General features: G+C 68.1%; 16 protein-coding genes. 8 read left to right on the top strand and 8 right to left on the bottom strand.

Annotated elements, in window-relative coordinates; all coding sequences use genetic code 11:
* Positions 1–27: 27 nt before the first annotated feature.
* The 5 genes from Q8X39_RS09280 to Q8X39_RS09260 all read right to left on the bottom strand — a co-directional run bounded on the left by Q8X39_RS09280 (position 28) and on the right by Q8X39_RS09260 (position 4,123).
* Positions 28–561 carry a TPM domain-containing protein gene (locus Q8X39_RS09280; protein ID WP_305749388.1) on the bottom strand — a complete coding sequence of 178 codons (534 nt, stop codon included), beginning with the start codon at positions 559–561 and terminating at the stop codon, positions 28–30.
* 1 nt (position 562) lies between these two features.
* Positions 563–1,543 (bottom strand): TPM domain-containing protein, encoded by a 981-nt coding sequence (locus Q8X39_RS09275; RefSeq protein ID WP_305749387.1) that lies wholly within the window; start codon positions 1,541–1,543, stop codon positions 563–565.
* On the bottom strand, positions 1,540–2,151 hold the full coding sequence (locus Q8X39_RS09270; protein WP_407067994.1) for a LemA family protein: 612 nt from the start codon (positions 2,149–2,151) through the stop codon (positions 1,540–1,542). Before Q8X39_RS09270 ends, Q8X39_RS09275 begins: the two co-directional genes overlap by 4 nt.
* Positions 2,152–2,234: 83 nt before the next feature.
* Positions 2,235–2,945, bottom strand: coding sequence for a FadR/GntR family transcriptional regulator (locus Q8X39_RS09265; RefSeq protein ID WP_305749386.1), 711 nt, complete (start codon positions 2,943–2,945; stop codon positions 2,235–2,237).
* A 53-nt stretch (positions 2,946–2,998) separates the two neighbouring features.
* A complete protein-coding gene (locus Q8X39_RS09260) occupies positions 2,999–4,123 on the bottom strand; it encodes a YjhT family mutarotase (RefSeq protein ID WP_305749385.1) in 1,125 nt (374 codons plus the stop codon).
* A gap of 322 nt (positions 4,124–4,445) precedes the next feature.
* Between Q8X39_RS09260 and Q8X39_RS09255 the strand changes: the two genes are divergently transcribed.
* The 8 genes from Q8X39_RS09255 to Q8X39_RS09220 all read left to right on the top strand — a co-directional run bounded on the left by Q8X39_RS09255 (position 4,446) and on the right by Q8X39_RS09220 (position 14,136).
* On the top strand, positions 4,446–5,456 hold the full coding sequence (locus Q8X39_RS09255; protein WP_305749384.1) for a porin: 1,011 nt from the start codon (positions 4,446–4,448) through the stop codon (positions 5,454–5,456).
* Between the two features lie 90 nt (positions 5,457–5,546).
* Complete coding sequence (locus Q8X39_RS09250) at positions 5,547–6,548, top strand: ABC transporter ATP-binding protein (RefSeq protein ID WP_305749383.1); 1,002 nt, start codon at positions 5,547–5,549, stop codon at positions 6,546–6,548.
* The gene (locus Q8X39_RS09245) at positions 6,545–7,549 is read left to right on the top strand and encodes an ABC transporter ATP-binding protein (protein ID WP_305749382.1); all 1,005 of its coding nucleotides are present in this window, start codon (positions 6,545–6,547) and stop codon (positions 7,547–7,549) included. Before Q8X39_RS09250 ends, Q8X39_RS09245 begins: the two co-directional genes overlap by 4 nt.
* 64 nt (positions 7,550–7,613) lie before the next feature.
* Positions 7,614–9,239 carry an ABC transporter substrate-binding protein gene (locus tag Q8X39_RS09240; protein WP_305749381.1) on the top strand — a complete coding sequence of 542 codons (1,626 nt, stop codon included), beginning with the start codon at positions 7,614–7,616 and terminating at the stop codon, positions 9,237–9,239.
* A gap of 70 nt (positions 9,240–9,309) precedes the next feature.
* Positions 9,310–10,266, top strand: coding sequence for an ABC transporter permease (locus Q8X39_RS09235; RefSeq protein WP_305749380.1), 957 nt, complete (start codon positions 9,310–9,312; stop codon positions 10,264–10,266).
* A 4-nt stretch (positions 10,267–10,270) separates the two neighbouring features.
* A complete protein-coding gene (gene opp4C, locus Q8X39_RS09230) occupies positions 10,271–11,170 on the top strand; it encodes an oligopeptide ABC transporter permease (RefSeq protein ID WP_305749379.1) in 900 nt (299 codons plus the stop codon).
* A 43-nt stretch (positions 11,171–11,213) separates the two neighbouring features.
* Positions 11,214–12,128 (top strand): dihydrodipicolinate synthase family protein, encoded by a 915-nt coding sequence (locus Q8X39_RS09225; RefSeq protein WP_305749378.1) that lies wholly within the window; start codon positions 11,214–11,216, stop codon positions 12,126–12,128.
* Between the two features lie 46 nt (positions 12,129–12,174).
* The gene (locus Q8X39_RS09220) at positions 12,175–14,136 is read left to right on the top strand and encodes a sialidase family protein (RefSeq protein WP_305749377.1); all 1,962 of its coding nucleotides are present in this window, start codon (positions 12,175–12,177) and stop codon (positions 14,134–14,136) included.
* Positions 14,137–14,164: 28 nt separating this feature from the next.
* On the opposite strand, the gene ureC is transcribed toward Q8X39_RS09220, so the two are convergent.
* From ureC to Q8X39_RS09205, 3 genes are read right to left on the bottom strand one after another with little or no spacing between them, the layout of a single operon-like run.
* Complete coding sequence (gene ureC / locus Q8X39_RS09215; protein WP_305749376.1) at positions 14,165–15,892, bottom strand: urease subunit alpha; 1,728 nt, start codon at positions 15,890–15,892, stop codon at positions 14,165–14,167.
* Positions 15,892–16,197, bottom strand: coding sequence for an urease subunit beta (locus tag Q8X39_RS09210; protein WP_305749375.1), 306 nt, complete (start codon positions 16,195–16,197; stop codon positions 15,892–15,894). The genes ureC and Q8X39_RS09210 overlap by 1 nt, the downstream gene beginning before the upstream one ends.
* A 24-nt stretch (positions 16,198–16,221) precedes the next feature.
* Entirely contained in the window at positions 16,222–16,389 is a 168-nt protein-coding gene (locus tag Q8X39_RS09205; RefSeq protein WP_305749374.1) for a hypothetical protein, read from the bottom strand.
* Positions 16,390–16,401 lie beyond the last annotated feature (12 nt).

Raw genomic sequence — 16,401 nt, 5'->3', positions numbered from 1 at the left:
CCGGCGGTCGCGGGCTTGCGCTGTCGCTCAGCGCAGGTCCGGCCGGTCGCTCAGCTCGTTGCGATCGGTCTGGCCGGCCACCCGTGGACAGTGCTTGCGCAGCAGGGCGTCGACCGCGTCGATGGCGGCGCCCAGGCCGTCCTCGAACCGACCGGCCGCGAGCGCCGGCCGCATCGCGTCGACGATGGCCTGCCACTGCGCTGGCGTGACGTGCGGGTTCAGGCCGCGGTCGGCCACGACCTCGATCGCGTGGTCGGCCAGCAGCAGGTAGATCAGCACGCCGGTGTTGGCCTCGGTGTCCCAGACCCGCAGCTTGCTGAACATCATCAGCGCGCGTTCGCGGGCGCTGGCGCCGCGCCGCAGGTAGGACAGCGGCAGGCCGGCCTCGATGCACAGGCGCAGCTCGCCGGCATGGTCGGCCTCGCTGGCCTGGACGCGGGCGGTCAGCCGGTCCAGCACGCCGGGGCCGAGCGTGCGTTCGATGCGGCGCGGGTCGGCCAGCAGGTGTCGCAGCAGGCGCAGGGCGCTCTTCACGGTGCGGTTCAGGACGTTCGCGCTCATCTCACCAGCCTCCCGACGCGCCACCGCCGCCGAAGTCGCCACCACCGCCGGAACTGAAGCCGCCGCCCCCTCCGCCCAGGCCTCCACCCCCGCCGAAGCCGCCCCCGCCGAAGCCGCCGTCCGAGCCCCAGCCGTGGCGGTTGCGCCCCCGGCTGGCCGACACCGCCTGGTCCAGCAGGCCGGCCGCGCTGAGCGCACCGATCACCAGCGCCACCACCAGGCCGAGGCCGGCGGCGATGCCGGCCAGCACGAGGCTGGCGCTGAAGTCCCAGACGATCCAGCCGGCCGCCGCAGCCGTCGCCAGCGTGCCCAGGCCACGTCCGGCGATCTGCGTCAGCACGCGGGCGATGATGGGCACGCCGACCAGCGCGATCATGCCCAGCGCGGTCCAGTCGGTGTCGGTGCCGGTGCCGGTGTCGCCAGCGCCACCGGGGTCTGCGGCGGGCGCCGGCAGGCCTTCGCCCTTGACCAGCGTCTCGACCCGCGTGATGGCGTCGACCAGGCCGGCGGCTGGGTCGCCGCGCCGGAAGGCGGGCGTCAGGGCTTCGTCGATGATCCGCTTGGCGGCCAGGTCGGGGATGGCGCCTTCGAGCGTCTTGGCCACCTCGATGCGCAGCTTGCGGTCCTGCGTGGCGACCACCAGCAGCAGGCCGTCGCCGACGTCGCGGCGGCCGATCTTCCACTGCTCGCCGACCCGCTGCGCATAGGCGGCGATGTCCTCGGGTGCGGTGCTCGGCACGATCAGGATGACCATCTGCGTGCCCAGCCGCTGCTCCAGCCCGGCCAGCTGCGCCACCAGCGCGTCGTGCCGGTCCGGCGGCAGCCAGCCGGCGGCGTCGATGACGCGGTCGCTCAGCACCGGCACGGCCTGCTGGGCCTGTGCCGGTGCGACGGCGCACAGCAGCGGCAGAACGGCCACCAGCGCCACCAGCGTGGCGCGCAGCCAGACGCGCAGCCAGGTGCGCAGCCGGCCGAGGCTCACTTCGACGCGGCCTTGCCGCCGAAGTCGACCACCGGCGCGGTCGAGATCGCGGCCTCGTTGGCGACGGTGAAGCTCGGCTTGACCGCGTAGCCCATGACCATCGCGGTCAGGTTGCTCGGGAAGCTGCGGGCCAGCACGTTGTAGTCGGTCACGGCCTTGATGTAGCGGTTGCGCGCCACCGTGATGCGGTTCTCGGTGCCTTCGAGCTGCACGCGCAGGTCCTGGAAGCCCTGGTTGGCCTTGAGGTTGGGGTAGTTCTCGGTCACGACCAGCAGCCGGCTCAGCGCGCCCGACAGCTCGCCCTGGGCGGCCTGGAACTTCTGCAGCGCCTCGGGGTTGTTGAGCAGCTCGGGCGTGACCTGGATGGCGGTGGCGCGCGAACGGGCCTCGATCACCCTGGTCAGCGTCTCCTGCTCGAAGTTGGCCTCGCCCTTGACCGTGTTGACGATGTTGGGGATCAGGTCGGCGCGGCGCTGGTACTGGCTCAGCACCTCGGCCCAGGAGGCCTTGACCTGTTCGTCCAGGCGCTGGAAGTCGTTGTAGCCGCAGCCGGTCAGGGCCAGCAGGGCGAAGGTGGCGATCAGGGCGGAGAGCAGTCGGCGCAGCATCGGGGGGTCCTCTCTGGGCGATGTCGAACGGCGGGGTGTACCACGGTGGCGTGGCAGGACCTCGGACAGGTCCCGGGCCGCCCTCAGCCGACCGGTTGTGCTCCGGCTTCCTGGATCGGGTGCTTGTTGAACAGCTGCTGGAAGTGGCGGCGGTGGGCCGACATCAGGCCGAAGGTGTCGCGCTGCGCCAGCATCTCGACGATCAGCAGGTGGCTGCGGGCGATGTCCTCGAGCGCCAGCGGGTCGGCCGGGCGCGGCCGGTCGTTGCGGATCATCTGGTGGAAGGTCTTCCAGAACAGGTCGATCATCGAATTCAGGAAGTCGTTGCCGAGGCAGCTGTACATCTCGACGTGGAAGGCGCGATCGGCTTCCAGGAAGTCCTCGCCCAGCCGAGCGTGCGCCAGCATGGCGTCGGTCAGCTCGCGCAGGCGCGCCAGGTTCGCGGGCTGGATGAAGCGCACCACGTCCGGGATCGCCCCGAGCTCCAGGTAGGCGCGGGTGTAAAGCAGGTTGCGCACCTGCATGTCCGTCATCGCCATCGCGTAGGGCAGGTTCTCCAGGATGGCGTCGAAGGTGAAGGCCTTGACGTAGACCCCGTCGCCATGCCTCGACTCGACGATGCCCAGCGAGTCCATCGCCTTGATCGCCTCGCGCAGCGACAGCCGGCTGACCCCGATCAGCTCGGCCAGCCGGTCCTCGGTCGGCAGCGCGTCGCCCGGCCTCAGGCCGTTCTTCTCGATGTACTGCTTGATGTCCAGCTGGGCTTGGCGGTAGGTGGGAATGCGCGTGGCCATGGCAGATCAGGGTCCTGTCCGGGAGAGGGGGGCATGTTCCGTTTGGATTGTCGCTACCCCAGCACCTGCACGACCTGCTCGTCGACCGACCAGCGCAGTTCGGTCAGCGCGGCGGTGGCGTGGCCGTCCTGGGTCTCGCCGCCGATCAGCAGCAGGCTGTCGTCGAGCTGGACCTCTGCGCCGTAGCCGCGTCCTTCGGGCAGCGTGCCGGCGACCCGCCAGCGGCCGTCGACGCGTGCGTAGATGTCCGCATGCCAGACCTTGCGCAGGCCCCGATGCGCCCACAACATGCCCTGCGCGAACTGCTGTCGTGACCCCGGGAAGCTGGCCCCGCCCGCCACCATCCACACGCCCAGGCTGTGGCCGGCATGGGCGCCCGCCAGGCCGTCCTGTACCTCGGCCCACGGCGGTGGCGGAAGAGGTTCGGCGGACCACTCGATCTGCCAGCCGGAAGACGCGCCGCCGTGGATCGTCGCCGTCGTGACCAGCGGCGTGCGCAGCCCCGGCTTGATCTCGCCGCCCGCCAGGGCCAGCTCGCGCCCGCATGCCGCCACACCTGCGCCGATGAAGGGTGTGCCGGGGAGGCTGCCGACACGCTGCCAGGAGCCGGTCGGGACATCGCAGGCGACCACCTCGCGCGAGAAGAAGTAGTCCTGCGGGCGCCGGTTGAAGTAGGCCGCCTGCAACTGCGGCAGCGCCTCGGTGTCGCCCCGGCTCGTCGCCTCGTGGCAGGCCCGGTTGTGGCCGTCGAACACGGCCGGGTTGACGCCGCCGAAGAACAGCACCGTGCGCTCGTCGGGCACATGGACGGCACTCGCCAGCAAGCCCATCGGTGGCTGGATCGTCAGCCGCGACCAGGTGTCGGTCGCCGGTTCGTATCGGAACACGCTGTCGTCGACGCGGTGGAAGGCGTCCTCCGGCCGGGTCCGTCCCTGGCCGCCGAACACCAGCACCTGGCCCCCGACCGCGACGGCGCTGGCCGACTCGCGCCAGCCGCCGGGGTAGTCGGCCAGCCGGGTCCAGCCGGCGTCAGGCCGGCGCAGGTCCAGGCGCCACCAGCGTGCGCCGGCCGTGCCCAGGCCCGCCAGCACGGCGTCGCCGAGGCGTGCGGCGCAGATGAACTTCGCAGCTTCAGGGAAGGCTGGCCAGACCGGGTCGTTGGGGGTGGAAGGGGACATGGGGCTCCTCGGATCGTCTCGTGTAGACCGTCGTTGCCTGCATCATGACATCAGATGAATTATTGATCCATCAACTGATGACAACCTGGCGTGTCAGCGAATAATCGCTTGGGAAATGTTCAAATTGCTTGGGTTTAAGGCGATAAATGTCGACACTTACCCTTGTTTAGTTGTAAGTATGACGCAAACACCGGGTAAACCGTAGCCTTGTCATCTGATGAGTTTTTATAGACTACGTCATGCGCTTCACAAGTCATCAGATGACTTGCGGTACATAAGTGACTTTCAACCCACAGACCCAGGACCTGAGGAGTAGCCCGACATGAAGAAATCCCTGATCGCGCTGGCCGTGCTTGGCACGTTTGCCGGCGGTGTGGCCGCCCAGAGCAGCATGACGATCTCCGGCCTGCTGGACGTGTCGCTGATCCACACGTCGACGACGCCAGCCCCCGCCCAGGCCTGGAAGGTGGCGGCCGGCAACAACAACCGCCTGATCTTCTCGGGCGTCGAAGATCTCGGTGGCGGCAACACCGCCACCTTCGGCCTGCAGCACCGCTTCGAGCCCAACAGCGGCATGCTGGAAAAGGCGGGTGCCCGACCGTTCTGGCAGGGCGAATCGCGCGTCGGCCTGCGCAGCAACGATTGGGGCTGGCTGCGGATCGGCCGCGGTCTGACCCCGGTACAGGAACCGAATGGCAAGTTCGAGCCTTTCGGCGTGGCCACCGTGGCCCACACGCAGGATTACCTGACGGCGTACTACAAGGCGGTGGATGACACGACGAAGGCACTCAATGCAGCCGGGGTATCTGATGCCTTTGTCGGCGGTGAAGGCCGCTGGGATGGCGCCGTGTTCTACGAAACGCCGAACTGGAGTGGTCTTGCCGTGCGTGGCGCCATCCAGAAGTCCGACCGCGACGAGCCTTCCCAGCCCGTCAGCGCGTCGCTGACCTACGACCAGGGCCCGACCTCGGCCATGGTCGGCGTCGAGCGCAACAACCGCGGCACCCGCAACATCCAGATCGCCGGCCTGCACAACTTCGGGCCGGTCAAGGTGATGGGCTCCTGGGCGGTCAACGACCCGGTCGGTGCTCTCAAGATCACCGGCATGGGCGCCGGCCTGCACGTGCCCGTTGGCGACTTCCTGATCCGTGCTGGCCTGGCTCAGGCCAAGTCCAACGGTGCGGGCACGGTCTCGGCCAAGAAGATGGGCCTGGGCGGTCTCTACAACTTGAGCCCCCGCACCTCCGTCTATTCCGACATCGCGCGCAGCAACGGGCTGCTCAGCCGCACCAACACGACCGCGATGGATCTGGGCATCGCCTCCAAGTTCTGACGCTGGTCAGTCGTCCCACCGGACGGCCCGTGGTGCCAGCCTGCTGCGCACGGGCCGTCCGCCGTCCGCCTCTTGAATCCGGGATCTGACGTGCCCTTGCTGCTCGACGTGCGCGACCTCGTGACGCGCTTCCGGACCGACGGTGCGACCGTGCACGCGGTCAACGGCATTTCCTTCACGCTCGACGAGGGCGAATCGATGGGCATCGTCGGCGAGAGCGGCTCCGGCAAGTCGGTCTCGATGATGTCGCTGATGGGCCTGATCGGCGATCCGCCCGGGCGCATCGAATCCGGCCAGGCGCTGTACCGTGGCCGCGACCTCCTGCGGCTGTCGGCCGCCGAACTGCGCCAGGTCCGCGGCAAGGAGATCGCGATGATCTTCCAGGACCCGATGACCTCGCTCAACCCGGTGCTGCCGGTGGGCCTGCAGATGACCGAGATGATCGGCCTGCACCTGCGCCTCGGCCCGAAGGCCGCGAAGGCCCATGCCATCGAGATGTTCGAGCGGGTCGGCCTGCCGCGTGCCCGCGAGCGCCTGGGCGACTTCCCGTTCCAGTTCTCGGGTGGCCAGCGCCAGCGCATCATGATCGCGATGGCGCTGTCGTGCGGCCCCAACCTGCTGATCGCCGACGAGCCGACCACCGCGCTGGACGTGACCATCCAGGCCCAGATCGTCGACCTGATCCAGGGCCTGCAGCGCGAGCTGGGCATGGCCGTCATCTGGATCAGCCACAACCTCGGCCTCGTCGCCGGTGTGGTCGACAAGGTCGCCGTGATGTACGGCGGGCACATCGTCGAACAGGCGCCGGTCGATGCGCTGTTCGAGCGCCCCCGTCACCCCTATACGCGCGGCCTGCTGCAGGCGATGCCGAGGCTCGAAGGGCGCGACGCTGCCCGCCTGGTCCCGATCGACGGTTCGCCGCCCGACCTGCGCGAGCACCCGGTGACTTGCGCGTTCGCGCCACGTTGCGTCCATGCGGTCGAGCGCTGCCGCGAGGCGCTCCCGCCACTGTCCGGCCCGACGGCCTCCCAGGTCGCGCGCTGCTGGCGTGCCGACGAGATGGATGCCGTCCGCACACAGGAGCTGGCATGAACGACGTGACCCAGGCTCGCCCGCTTGTCCAGGTCGATGACCTGCAGGTCCATTTCCCGATCCGCGAAGGCCTGCTGCGCCGGCAGGTCGGCGCCGTGCGTGCGGTCGATGGCGTGTCCTTCGACATCCATCCTGGCGAGACGCTCGGCCTGGTCGGCGAAAGCGGCTGCGGCAAGTCGACCACCGGACTGGCCGTGCTGCGCCTGCTGGCGCTCAGCGGCGGTTCGGTGCAGGTCGAGGGAGTCGACCTCGCCGGCCTGAACGAGCGAGAGATGCGCGCGATGCGCCGCCGCATGCAGATGGTCTTCCAGGACCCGCATGCCTCGCTCAACCCGCGCATGACGGTCGGCAGCATCGTCGGCGAGCCGCTGGACGTCCACGCGATCGGCAGCCGGGCCGAGCGTCGCGAGCGCACCGAAGACCTGCTGGCGCTGGTCGGTCTGGCGCCGTCCTTCATCAACCGCTATCCGCACGAGTTCTCGGGCGGCCAGCGCCAGCGCATCGGCCTGGCGCGCGCCCTGGCGCTGAACCCCTCTCTGATCATTGCCGACGAGCCGATCGCCGCGCTCGACGTGTCCATCCAGGCGCAGGTCGTGAACCTGATGGCGGACCTGCGAGCGCGTCTGGGCCTGAGCTACCTGATGGTCTCGCACGACCTGTCGATGGTCCGCTACCTCAGCGATCGCGTCGCGGTGATGTACCTCGGCCGCATCGTCGAGATCGGCGGTCGGGATGCGGTGTTCGACATGCCGCGACATCCCTACACCCGGGCGCTGCTGTCGGCGGTGCCCGTGCCCGACCCGAAGCGCGAGCGGGCGCGCCAGCGCATCACCTTGCAGGGCGATGTGCCCAGCCCGGCCAAGCCGCCCGCCGGTTGCCATTTCCATCCGCGCTGCCCGATGGCCAGTGCGCGCTGCCGCGACGAGTCGCCGCAGCTGAACGGCCCGACGGGCGCGACCCCGTCGCCGGCCTTGCATCGCGTGGCGTGTCACCACGCCTGATCTCCCACCCTGTCGTTCAACCCGCCCGGCGCAGACCCGCCAGCCTTACCCCAGGAGCATCCCCATGCGACTTCGAACCTCCACCCTCGCTGCCGCGGGCAGCCTGCTGCTGGCCTTCGCGCTCGGCACGCCGACGGCGGTGTCGGCCCAGGCCGCCGCCGCACCGGCAGGCACGATCCGACAGGCCTTCCGCACCGGCTGCATGGGAGGCCCGCTGTGGACCACCTGCGGGCGCCGGCTCGACGAGACCGTGCTGCAGGGCCTGGCCCACGTGAAGTGGACCGGCAACGGCGTGGCCGCGATGCTGGCCGAGTCCTGGAGCACGCCCGACAACGGCAAGTCCTGGGTCTTCAAGCTGCGCAAGGGCGTGAAGTGGCACGACGGCAAGCCCTTCACCGCCGATGACGTGGTGTTCTCGTTCAACACCTATGCCGATCCGGCCGTGGCCTCGATCTACGCGCCCAAGCTGGTCGACGTGGCCGGCTACCAGGACTTCCGCGACGGCAAGGCCAGCAGCCTGCGTGGCGTCAGCAAGGTCGACAGCCACACCGTGCACATCGAGCTGGTCGGCACCCGGCCGCTGTGGGTGGACCTGCAGCAGATCTCGATCACGATGCTGCCGCGTCACCTGCTTGGCGGCATCAAGGCGTCCGAGCTGCAACAGGCACCGTACTGGACCGAGAACCGCGTCGGCACCGGACCTTTCAAGTGGGTGCGCCATGTGCCGGACCAGTACATCGAGCTGGCCCGCAACGACGACTACTTCCTGGGCAAGCCCAGGGCGTCGCGCATGATCTACCGCATCTTCGCGGACATCCCGTCGATCCTGAACGCGCTGTCGGCCGGCGAGATCGACGTCATGTCCTACGAGGGTGGCGGCGTGCCCATCAGCGATGTCGAGCGCATGCAGAAGCAGCCCGGCCTGACCGTGCTGCCCAACCTCGATGCCGGGCTGCCGTCCTATCTTCAGTTCAACCTGTCGCAGCCTTACCTGAAGGACGTGCGGGTACGCCAGGCCATGGTCCACGCGATCGACCGCGACAAGATCATCGCGTCGATCAAGAAGGGCACCGGCAAGATCTCGAACACCATGTTCCCGGCCGCATGGGCCCAGGCCGCCGACCTCAATCCCTACAAGTACGACCCGGCCAAGGCGCGCGCGCTGCTGGCCGATGCGGGCTGGGACACCAGCCGCAAGATCGACTTCATCTATTACTACGCCGACCAGGTCAACAAGGACACCGTCACCGCGATCCAGTCCTACCTGTCGGCGGTCGGCGTGAACATCGTGCCGCGCCTGCTGAACCCGGCCGAGATCCAGACCGTCTACAAGGACGGCACCTTCGAGATGGGCTACTTCGCCAACGGCCAGGGCCTGGATCCTTCGCTGGGCGCGTTGACGAGCCGTTGCGGTGCGCAGCTGGCCTTCGGCTGGTGCAACAAGCGTGTCGACGAGCTGTACGACCAGGCCCTGAGCGAATCAGCCCGTGCGAAGCGGGCACCGGCCTACCAGGAGATCTCGAAGATCCTCAACACCGAGATGTTCCGCGGCTGGCTCTGGTACGAGGTCCGTCCGATGGCGTTCAGCAAGCGCGTCAGCGGTCCGGCCGAGCACTACGCCGAGATGCCCAACCTGATCTTCGACCTGCCCGTCTACAACGAGGTCGAGAAGTGGGACGTGAAGAACTGAGCCCAGCCACCTGCCGCGGCGGCGCGGGCCGCGCCGCCGCACGGGTTCTTCCCTTCTGCCTGGGTACTCCATGTTCCATTACCTCGTCCGTCGCCTGCTGGTCAGCATCCCGATCCTGCTGGGCATCACGCTGATCGTCTTCCTCATCGCCTCGAAGATGCCGGGCGATGCGGTGCTGGCGATGATCTCCAACGAGACCCCGCAGGCCGAAGACCTCATCAAGCTTCGCCGTGGCCAGCTGGGCCTCGACCTGCCGGTCTGGCAGCAGTACGGACGCTGGCTGTGGCAGCTGCTGCACGGTCATCTCGGCTATTCCTTCCAGAGCGGCGAGCCGGTCAGCGCAGTGATCGCCGCCCGCCTGCCGGCCACCGTGCAGCTCATGGGCGTGGCGCTGCTGTTCGCCATCGTCGTCGGCGTGACGCTGGGCGTGGTGTCGGCGCTGCGGCAATACAGCTGGGTCGACTACAGCTTCACGCTGTTCGGCTTCGCCGGGGTGTCGATCCCCGACTTTTTCCTCGGCATGGTGCTGGTCTACGTCTTCGCCATCGAGCTGCACCTGCTGCCAACCTCGGGCTTCGGCACGGCCGGCGAAGCCTATTCGTTGACCGACAACCTGCGCCACCTGCTCCTGCCGGCGCTGGCGCTGGGCCTGGCGCGCACGGCGGTGTTCATGCGCTACACACGGGCCAGCGTGCTGGAGGTGATGAACAACGACCACGTGCGCACCGCCCGTGCCAAGGGTCTTCGGGAATGGCGTGTGATTGCCCGACACGTGCTGCGCAACGCGCTGGTACCGGTGGTCACGGTGATCGGCCTGTCGCTGCCGGTGCTGTTCGGCGGGGCCGTGATCATCGAGACGATCTTCCAGTGGGCCGGCATTGGCCTGATGTTCATCAACGCGGTTACCGGTCGAGATTCGCCCGTGATCATGGGCTACGTCCTGCTGTCAGCCGTGATGGTCCTGGTCAGCAACCTGCTGACTGACGTGGCCTATGCCAGCCTGGATCCGCGCATCCGATTCGACTGAAGCCATGACGAGTCCCATCCCTTCCATCGTCCCGACCACGTCCGCCCGCGTGCGTGGCATCAGTCCCTGGGCCAAGGCCAGTCGGCGCTTCATCCGCCATCGGCTCGCCATGGGTGGTCTGGTGATCCTGTGCCTGATGATCCTTCTGGCGCTGCTGGCGCCATGGATCGAACGCCATTCGCCGATCGAGATCAACCTCGACGCGATGGGCCAGCCGCCCAGCCTGGCGCATTGGCTGGGCACCGACACGACCGGACGCGACGTCTGGTCGCGCGTGCTGCATGCCGGTCGCGTGTCGCTGTCGGTCGGCCTGGTCGCAGTCTCGATCTCGACCGTGATCGGCATCGTCATCGGCGGCATCGCCGGCTACGCCAGCGGCAAGGTGGACATGCTGCTGATGCGGCTGACCGACATGTTCATGGCCTTCCCGTCGCTGGTGCTCATCATCACGGTGGCGGCGGTGCTCGGCCCCAGCATCTACAACACCATGCTGGTGATCGGCATCCTCACCTGGCCGGGCATTGCCCGGCTGGTGCGCGGCCAGTTTCTGTCGCTGCGCGAACAGCCCTTCGTGCTGGCGGCCCGCTCGGTCGGCGTGCCGCCGCACCGGATCATGCTGTTCCACCTCTTTCCCAACGTCGTGGGCACGGTGACCGTTGCCGCCACGTTCGGCGTGGCCAGCGCGATCCTTCAGGAGGCGGCGCTGTCCTTCCTCGGCCTGGGCGTGCAGGCGCCCATTCCGAGCTGGGGGAACATGCTGCGCGACGCGCAGACGTTGACCATCCTCGAGACCATGCCTTGGCTCTGGCTGGTGCCCGGTCTGATGATCGCCATGGCCGTGCTGGCCATCAACTTCGTCGGCGACGGACTGCGCGACGCGCTCGATCCGCGCTCGATCCTCTGAGTGGCCGACCAGCCCTCGTTTCCTCGCCATCCACGGAGCATCCATGCCCAACGGCTTTCGACTCAAGGGGCTCGTGCCCGCGACCTTCACGCCGATGAAGGAGGACGGCCAGATCGACCTGACGAAGATCCCCGCCATCGTCGACCGCCTGCAGGGTCACGGCGCTGGCGGCCTGTTCGTCTGCGGCACCACCGGCGAGGGCGCTTCGCTGAGCATGGCCGAACGCATGCTGACGCTGGAAGCCCACGTCGGTGCGGCCGATCGGCGCCTGCCGGTCATCGCGCACGTCGCGCACACCTCGCTGGTCGAGGCGCGCGAGCTGGCCGCGCATGCGCAGCGTGCCGGCGCGGCGGCGATCTCGGCCTTGCCGCCGTTCTACTTCAAGCCCGCAACGCTGGAGCAACTCGTTGCCAGCATGGCCGAGATCGCTTCGGCGGCGCCGGAGTTGCCCTTCTACTACTACCACATCCCCGGTTTCACCGGCGTGAGCCTTGACCTGGTCGAGTTCCTGCGGCAGGCCGCCGACCGCATCCCCAACCTGGCTGGCGTGAAGTACACGGCCCCGACGCTGTACGAGTTCCAGAGCTGCGCGGCCGTGCTGGATGGTCGTTTCGACCTGGTCTTCGGCGTCGACGAGATGCTGCTGGCCGGCCTCGCCACCGGCGCGCAAGGTGCCGTGGGCAGCACCTACAACCTGGCGCCGCGCCTGTACCAGGCGGTCATGACCCATGCGTTGGCCGGCAACCTGGCCGAGGCCCGCCGCCTGCAATTGCTCTCGGCCCACATGGTCGAGGCGGTCAAGCGCTACCGGCCCCTGCCGGCCCTGAAGGCCATGATGGCCTTCATCGGCCACGACTGCGGCCCGACCCGCCTGCCGCTGCAGGCCATGTCCGCGACTGAGAAACTGGCCCTGCACCGCGAACTGGACGACATCGGCTTCCTCGAATGGATGGCCTGATTGGCGCGTCAGCAATAGCGAGTTTCGAACAACGCCAGGAGACGACATGAATCCGAAGTACTGGGCCTTGGCCCTGACAACCGCATCCGGCATGTGCGCCGCCGCCAACGGAATCGGTGCCGCGCAGGCCACAGAGGAATGGGTCTTTCGCAACGGCATGGCCACGACCACCGGCGTGCCACGCTATGCGTGCTACCGGATCCCCGCCGTCGTGACCTTGTCCGATGGCACGTTGCTCGCCTTCGCCGAAGGTCGGCAATACGGCTGCGGCGACCACGACGCCAACATCGACGTGGTGATGCGTCGCCGCACCCCCGATGGCGTCTGGGGCCCCGTGCAGATCGTGGCCGATCACGGCGGCCGTGTCACCCGAAATCCCGCGCCCGTGGTGGACCGCCATGGCAAGGTCCACCTGGTCTACAACGTCAACTACAACGCCAATGACACCAGCAGCGAGGCAGCGGTCTCCGAAAGCAGCATCCTTGCGGACCGCAAGGGTCCGCTCAGTGCGGGCCAGAGTGACTACCGTGCGGCTGTGTACTACCGCCGCAGCGCGGATGGCGGTCTCACGTGGACCGACGCAGGCGCGCAGGCTCTGAACATCGATGCTCAGGTGCATCCCTATGCTGGCAACAAGAACTACTCGTCTGGCCTGTGGGGCTGGTATGCCATGACGCCCGGGCATGCGATCGAGCTGGCCGACGGCAAGCTGCTGTTTCCCGCCAATCACTCGGAAAGCAGCCTGGGCATGGGTGGCAGCGCCTATCGAATGTTCACGCACGCGGTGATCCTGGACCCTGCGAGCCAGACCTTCACGCTGGGAGGGACCGTCGGTGCCGACACCAACGAGTCGAGCGCGGCCCAACTCGACGGCGGTCAGATCTACATGACCATGCGCAACTATCACCGATCGGTCGGCAAGGTCAACGCGGTGTCCTTCAGCGAGGACGGGGGTGTCTCATGGATGGGGGGAGTCCACGACTACCGGCCCAACGACGGCAGCAACTACTGGAAGAACCTCGGCTATGACCCTCAGTTGATCTCCCCACTGGTCGAATCGAGCGTGCTGTCCTTCTCGCGTTCAACCGAGGCCAGCATGGTGTCCCGGCTGGTCTTCTCGAACCCCGCCAATGACTCGAGCCGCATCAAGGGGACCTTGAGGGTCAGCTACGACGAAGGCGTGACCTGGTCGACCGAGTACGTCTATCAAGCCGGCAGCGCTGCGTACAGCGACCTCGTGGCCACGACCGATCACCAGGTCGGCATCCTGCATGAAGCGGTCAAGTCCGGTGCCTACACCGGCGGGAACATGGAATCGGGCCTGCTGTTCACCAAGGTAAACCTGGAGGCGATGACCGCCGGCAAGGACAGCTGGCGTGTTCCCGCCTTCGGAAGGCAGTTCGCCACCGGGGTGCTGAACGCGTCGATGGGGAAGATCGCCAGCGAATCGACGATGGATCCCGACCAGGGTGACTTCAGCGTTTCGGTGAGCTTCGCCCTGCGCTCGACCGCCACTCTTGCCGGCCCTTCCTTCCTGGCCCGCAAGGGCAACCGGATTTCGACCGTGCCCGGCTGGGGGCTGTTCATCGAGGACGGCTACATCAAGTTCCGCGCCCTGGGCTCCGAAGCCGGCGCGGCCCGTCTCGGCATCAAGGCTGCCATCGGCGATCGACTGAGTGACCGCTCGGTCAAGCACACGGTAACAGCCCAGATCGATCGCGTTTCCGGCGTGATGTCCATCCACCTGGACGGTGTACGCCTCGATTCATCAGCCTTGTACACGTCGACCGTACCGCCCGGCTATCGCATCCAAACGAGTGATCCGCTGGTGCTCGCCGGCTCGGACGGTGTGGCGTCGCTGTCAGGCTTGGTGTTTGACGTCCGTGTGCACGCGCTGGCGCTGAGTACGGACACCATCGCGCTGCATGCCCGATCCGCGACCCGCGTTTTCAATCACCAGTCCAAGTTCAAGCAGGACCACAGCGGCTTCTGGAAGGCGCCGTACTGAGGACCGATCAGACGCGAGCCGTCGCCCCTCAAAACAGGAAATACCTCTGCGCCATCGGCAGCACCTTGGCCGGTTCGCAGGTCAGCAGCTGGCCGTCGGCGCGCACGGTGTAGGTTTGGGCGTCGATCTCCATCACCGGCGTGTAGCTGTTGTGGACCATGCCAGCCTTCCTGATCGTGCGGCAGCCGCGCACCGCCGACAGGTGCTTGTGCAGGCCGTAGCGGGTCGCCACGTCGTCGGCCAGGGCCGACTGCGACAGGAAGGTCAGCGAGGTCTTCGCGATCGCGCCGCCGAAGCTGCCGAACATCGGCCGGTAGTGGACCGGCTGCGGCGTCGGGATGCTGGCGTTCGGGTCGCCCATGGCGGCCAGCGCGATGAAGCCGCCCTTGAGCACCAGGCTGGGCTTGACGCCGAAGAAGGCCGGCTTCCAGAACACCAGGTCGGCCCACTTGCCGACCTCGATCGAGCCGACCTCATGGCTCACGCCGTGAGCCAGCGCCGGGTTGATGGTCATCTTGGCCAGGTAGCGCTTGATGCGTTCGTTGTCGTGGCGCTCGCTGTCGCCCGGCAGCTTGCCGCGCTGCACCTTCATCTTGTGCGCCGTCTGCCAGCAGCGGATCACCACCTCGCCGACCCGGCCCATGGCCTGTGAGTCCGACGAGAACATGCTGATCGCGCCGAGGTCGTGCAGGATGTCCTCGGCCGCAATGGTCTCGCGCCGGATCCGGCTCTCGGCAAAGGCCAGGTCCTCGGCGATGCCCGCGTCCAGGTGATGGCAGACCATCAGCATGTCCAGGTGCTCGTCGAGCGTGTTGACCGTGTAGGGCCGCGTCGGGTTGGTCGAGCTGGGCAGCACGTTGGCCTCGCCGACCACCTTCATGATGTCGGGCGCATGGCCGCCACCCGCACCTTCGGTGTGGAAGCTGTGGATGGTGCGGCCCTTGAAGGCGGCGACGGTGTCCTCGACGAAGCCCGATTCGTTGAGCGTGTCGGTGTGGATGGCGACCTGGACGTCGCTTTCCTCGGCCACGCTCAGGCAGTTGTCGATCGCCGCCGGCGTGGTGCCCCAGTCCTCGTGCAGCTTCAGGCCGATCGCGCCGGCCTCGACCTGCTGGCGCAGCGCTTCCGGACGGCTGGCGTTGCCCTTGCCCAGGAAGCCGATGTTCATCGGGAAGGCGTCGGCCGCCTGCAGCATGCGCTGGATGTTCTCCGGGCCGGGCGTGCAGGTGGTGGCGAAGGTGCCGGTGGCCGGACCGGTGCCGCCGCCGAGCATGGTGGTGACGCCCGAGGCCAGCGCCTCGTCGATCTGCTGCGGGCAGATCCAGTGGATGTGGCTGTCGATCGCACCGGCGGTGACGATCAGCCCTTCGGCCGCGATGACCTCGGTGCCCGGGCCGATGACGATGTCCACGCCCGGCTGCACGTCCGGGTTGCCGGCCTTGCCGATCGCCGCGATGCGGTTGCCCTTCAGGCCGATGTCGGCCTTGACGATGCCCCAGTGGTCCAGGATCACCGCGTTGGTGATGACGCAATCGACCGCGTCGCCGGGGCCGGGGCCGTTGCACCGCTGGCTCTGGCCCATGCCGTCGCGGATGGTCTTGCCGCCGCCGAACTTCACTTCCTCGCCGTAGTGACCGGCGCGCAGCGTCAGGTCCTGCTCGACCTCCAGGATCAGATCGGTGTCGGCCAGGCGCAGGCGATCGCCGACGGTGGGGCCGAACATCTCGGCATAGGCGCGTCGCGGGACAAATGCCATCACAGGGCTCCTTGTACGAGGCCGCGAAAGCCCCAGACCTGCCGGTCGCCGGCGTAGTCGACCAGTTCGACGGTGCGCTGCTGGCCGGGCTCGAAGCGCACGGCGGTGCCGCTGGCGATGTTCAGCCGCATGCCGTGCGCGGCGGCGCGGTCGAAGCGCAGGCCGGCATTGGTCTCGGCGAAGTGGTAGTGCGAGCCGACCTGGATCGGTCGGTCGCTCGCGTTCTCGACCACCAGCGTGACCGTGCGCCGGCCGGTGTTGATCGGGTGGTCGGGACCGTCGGTGAAGAGTTCGCCGGGGATCATGGCTGCGCTCGTCGGCTGATGGCTTCAGCGGCCACGGCGGGCCAGCCACAGGCCGGCGGCCAGGGCGGCGCCAACCAGCCACAGGGCGCTGTCGCCCGCATGCCAGTGGCTCAGGCCGGGCATGCCGTGGCCTTCGTGGGCCTGGGCGTTGAAGGCGGTCAGGCCGATGAGGGCAGGGATGAGCAGGTTCATGCGCGGCTCCGG

Source organism: Leptothrix discophora (assembly GCF_030705305.1).
GTDB lineage: Bacteria > Pseudomonadota > Gammaproteobacteria > Burkholderiales > Burkholderiaceae_C > Sphaerotilus > Sphaerotilus discophorus.
The sequence above is the reverse complement of the archived record's forward strand: the minus strand, read 5'-3'. Positions and strand labels throughout refer to the sequence as shown.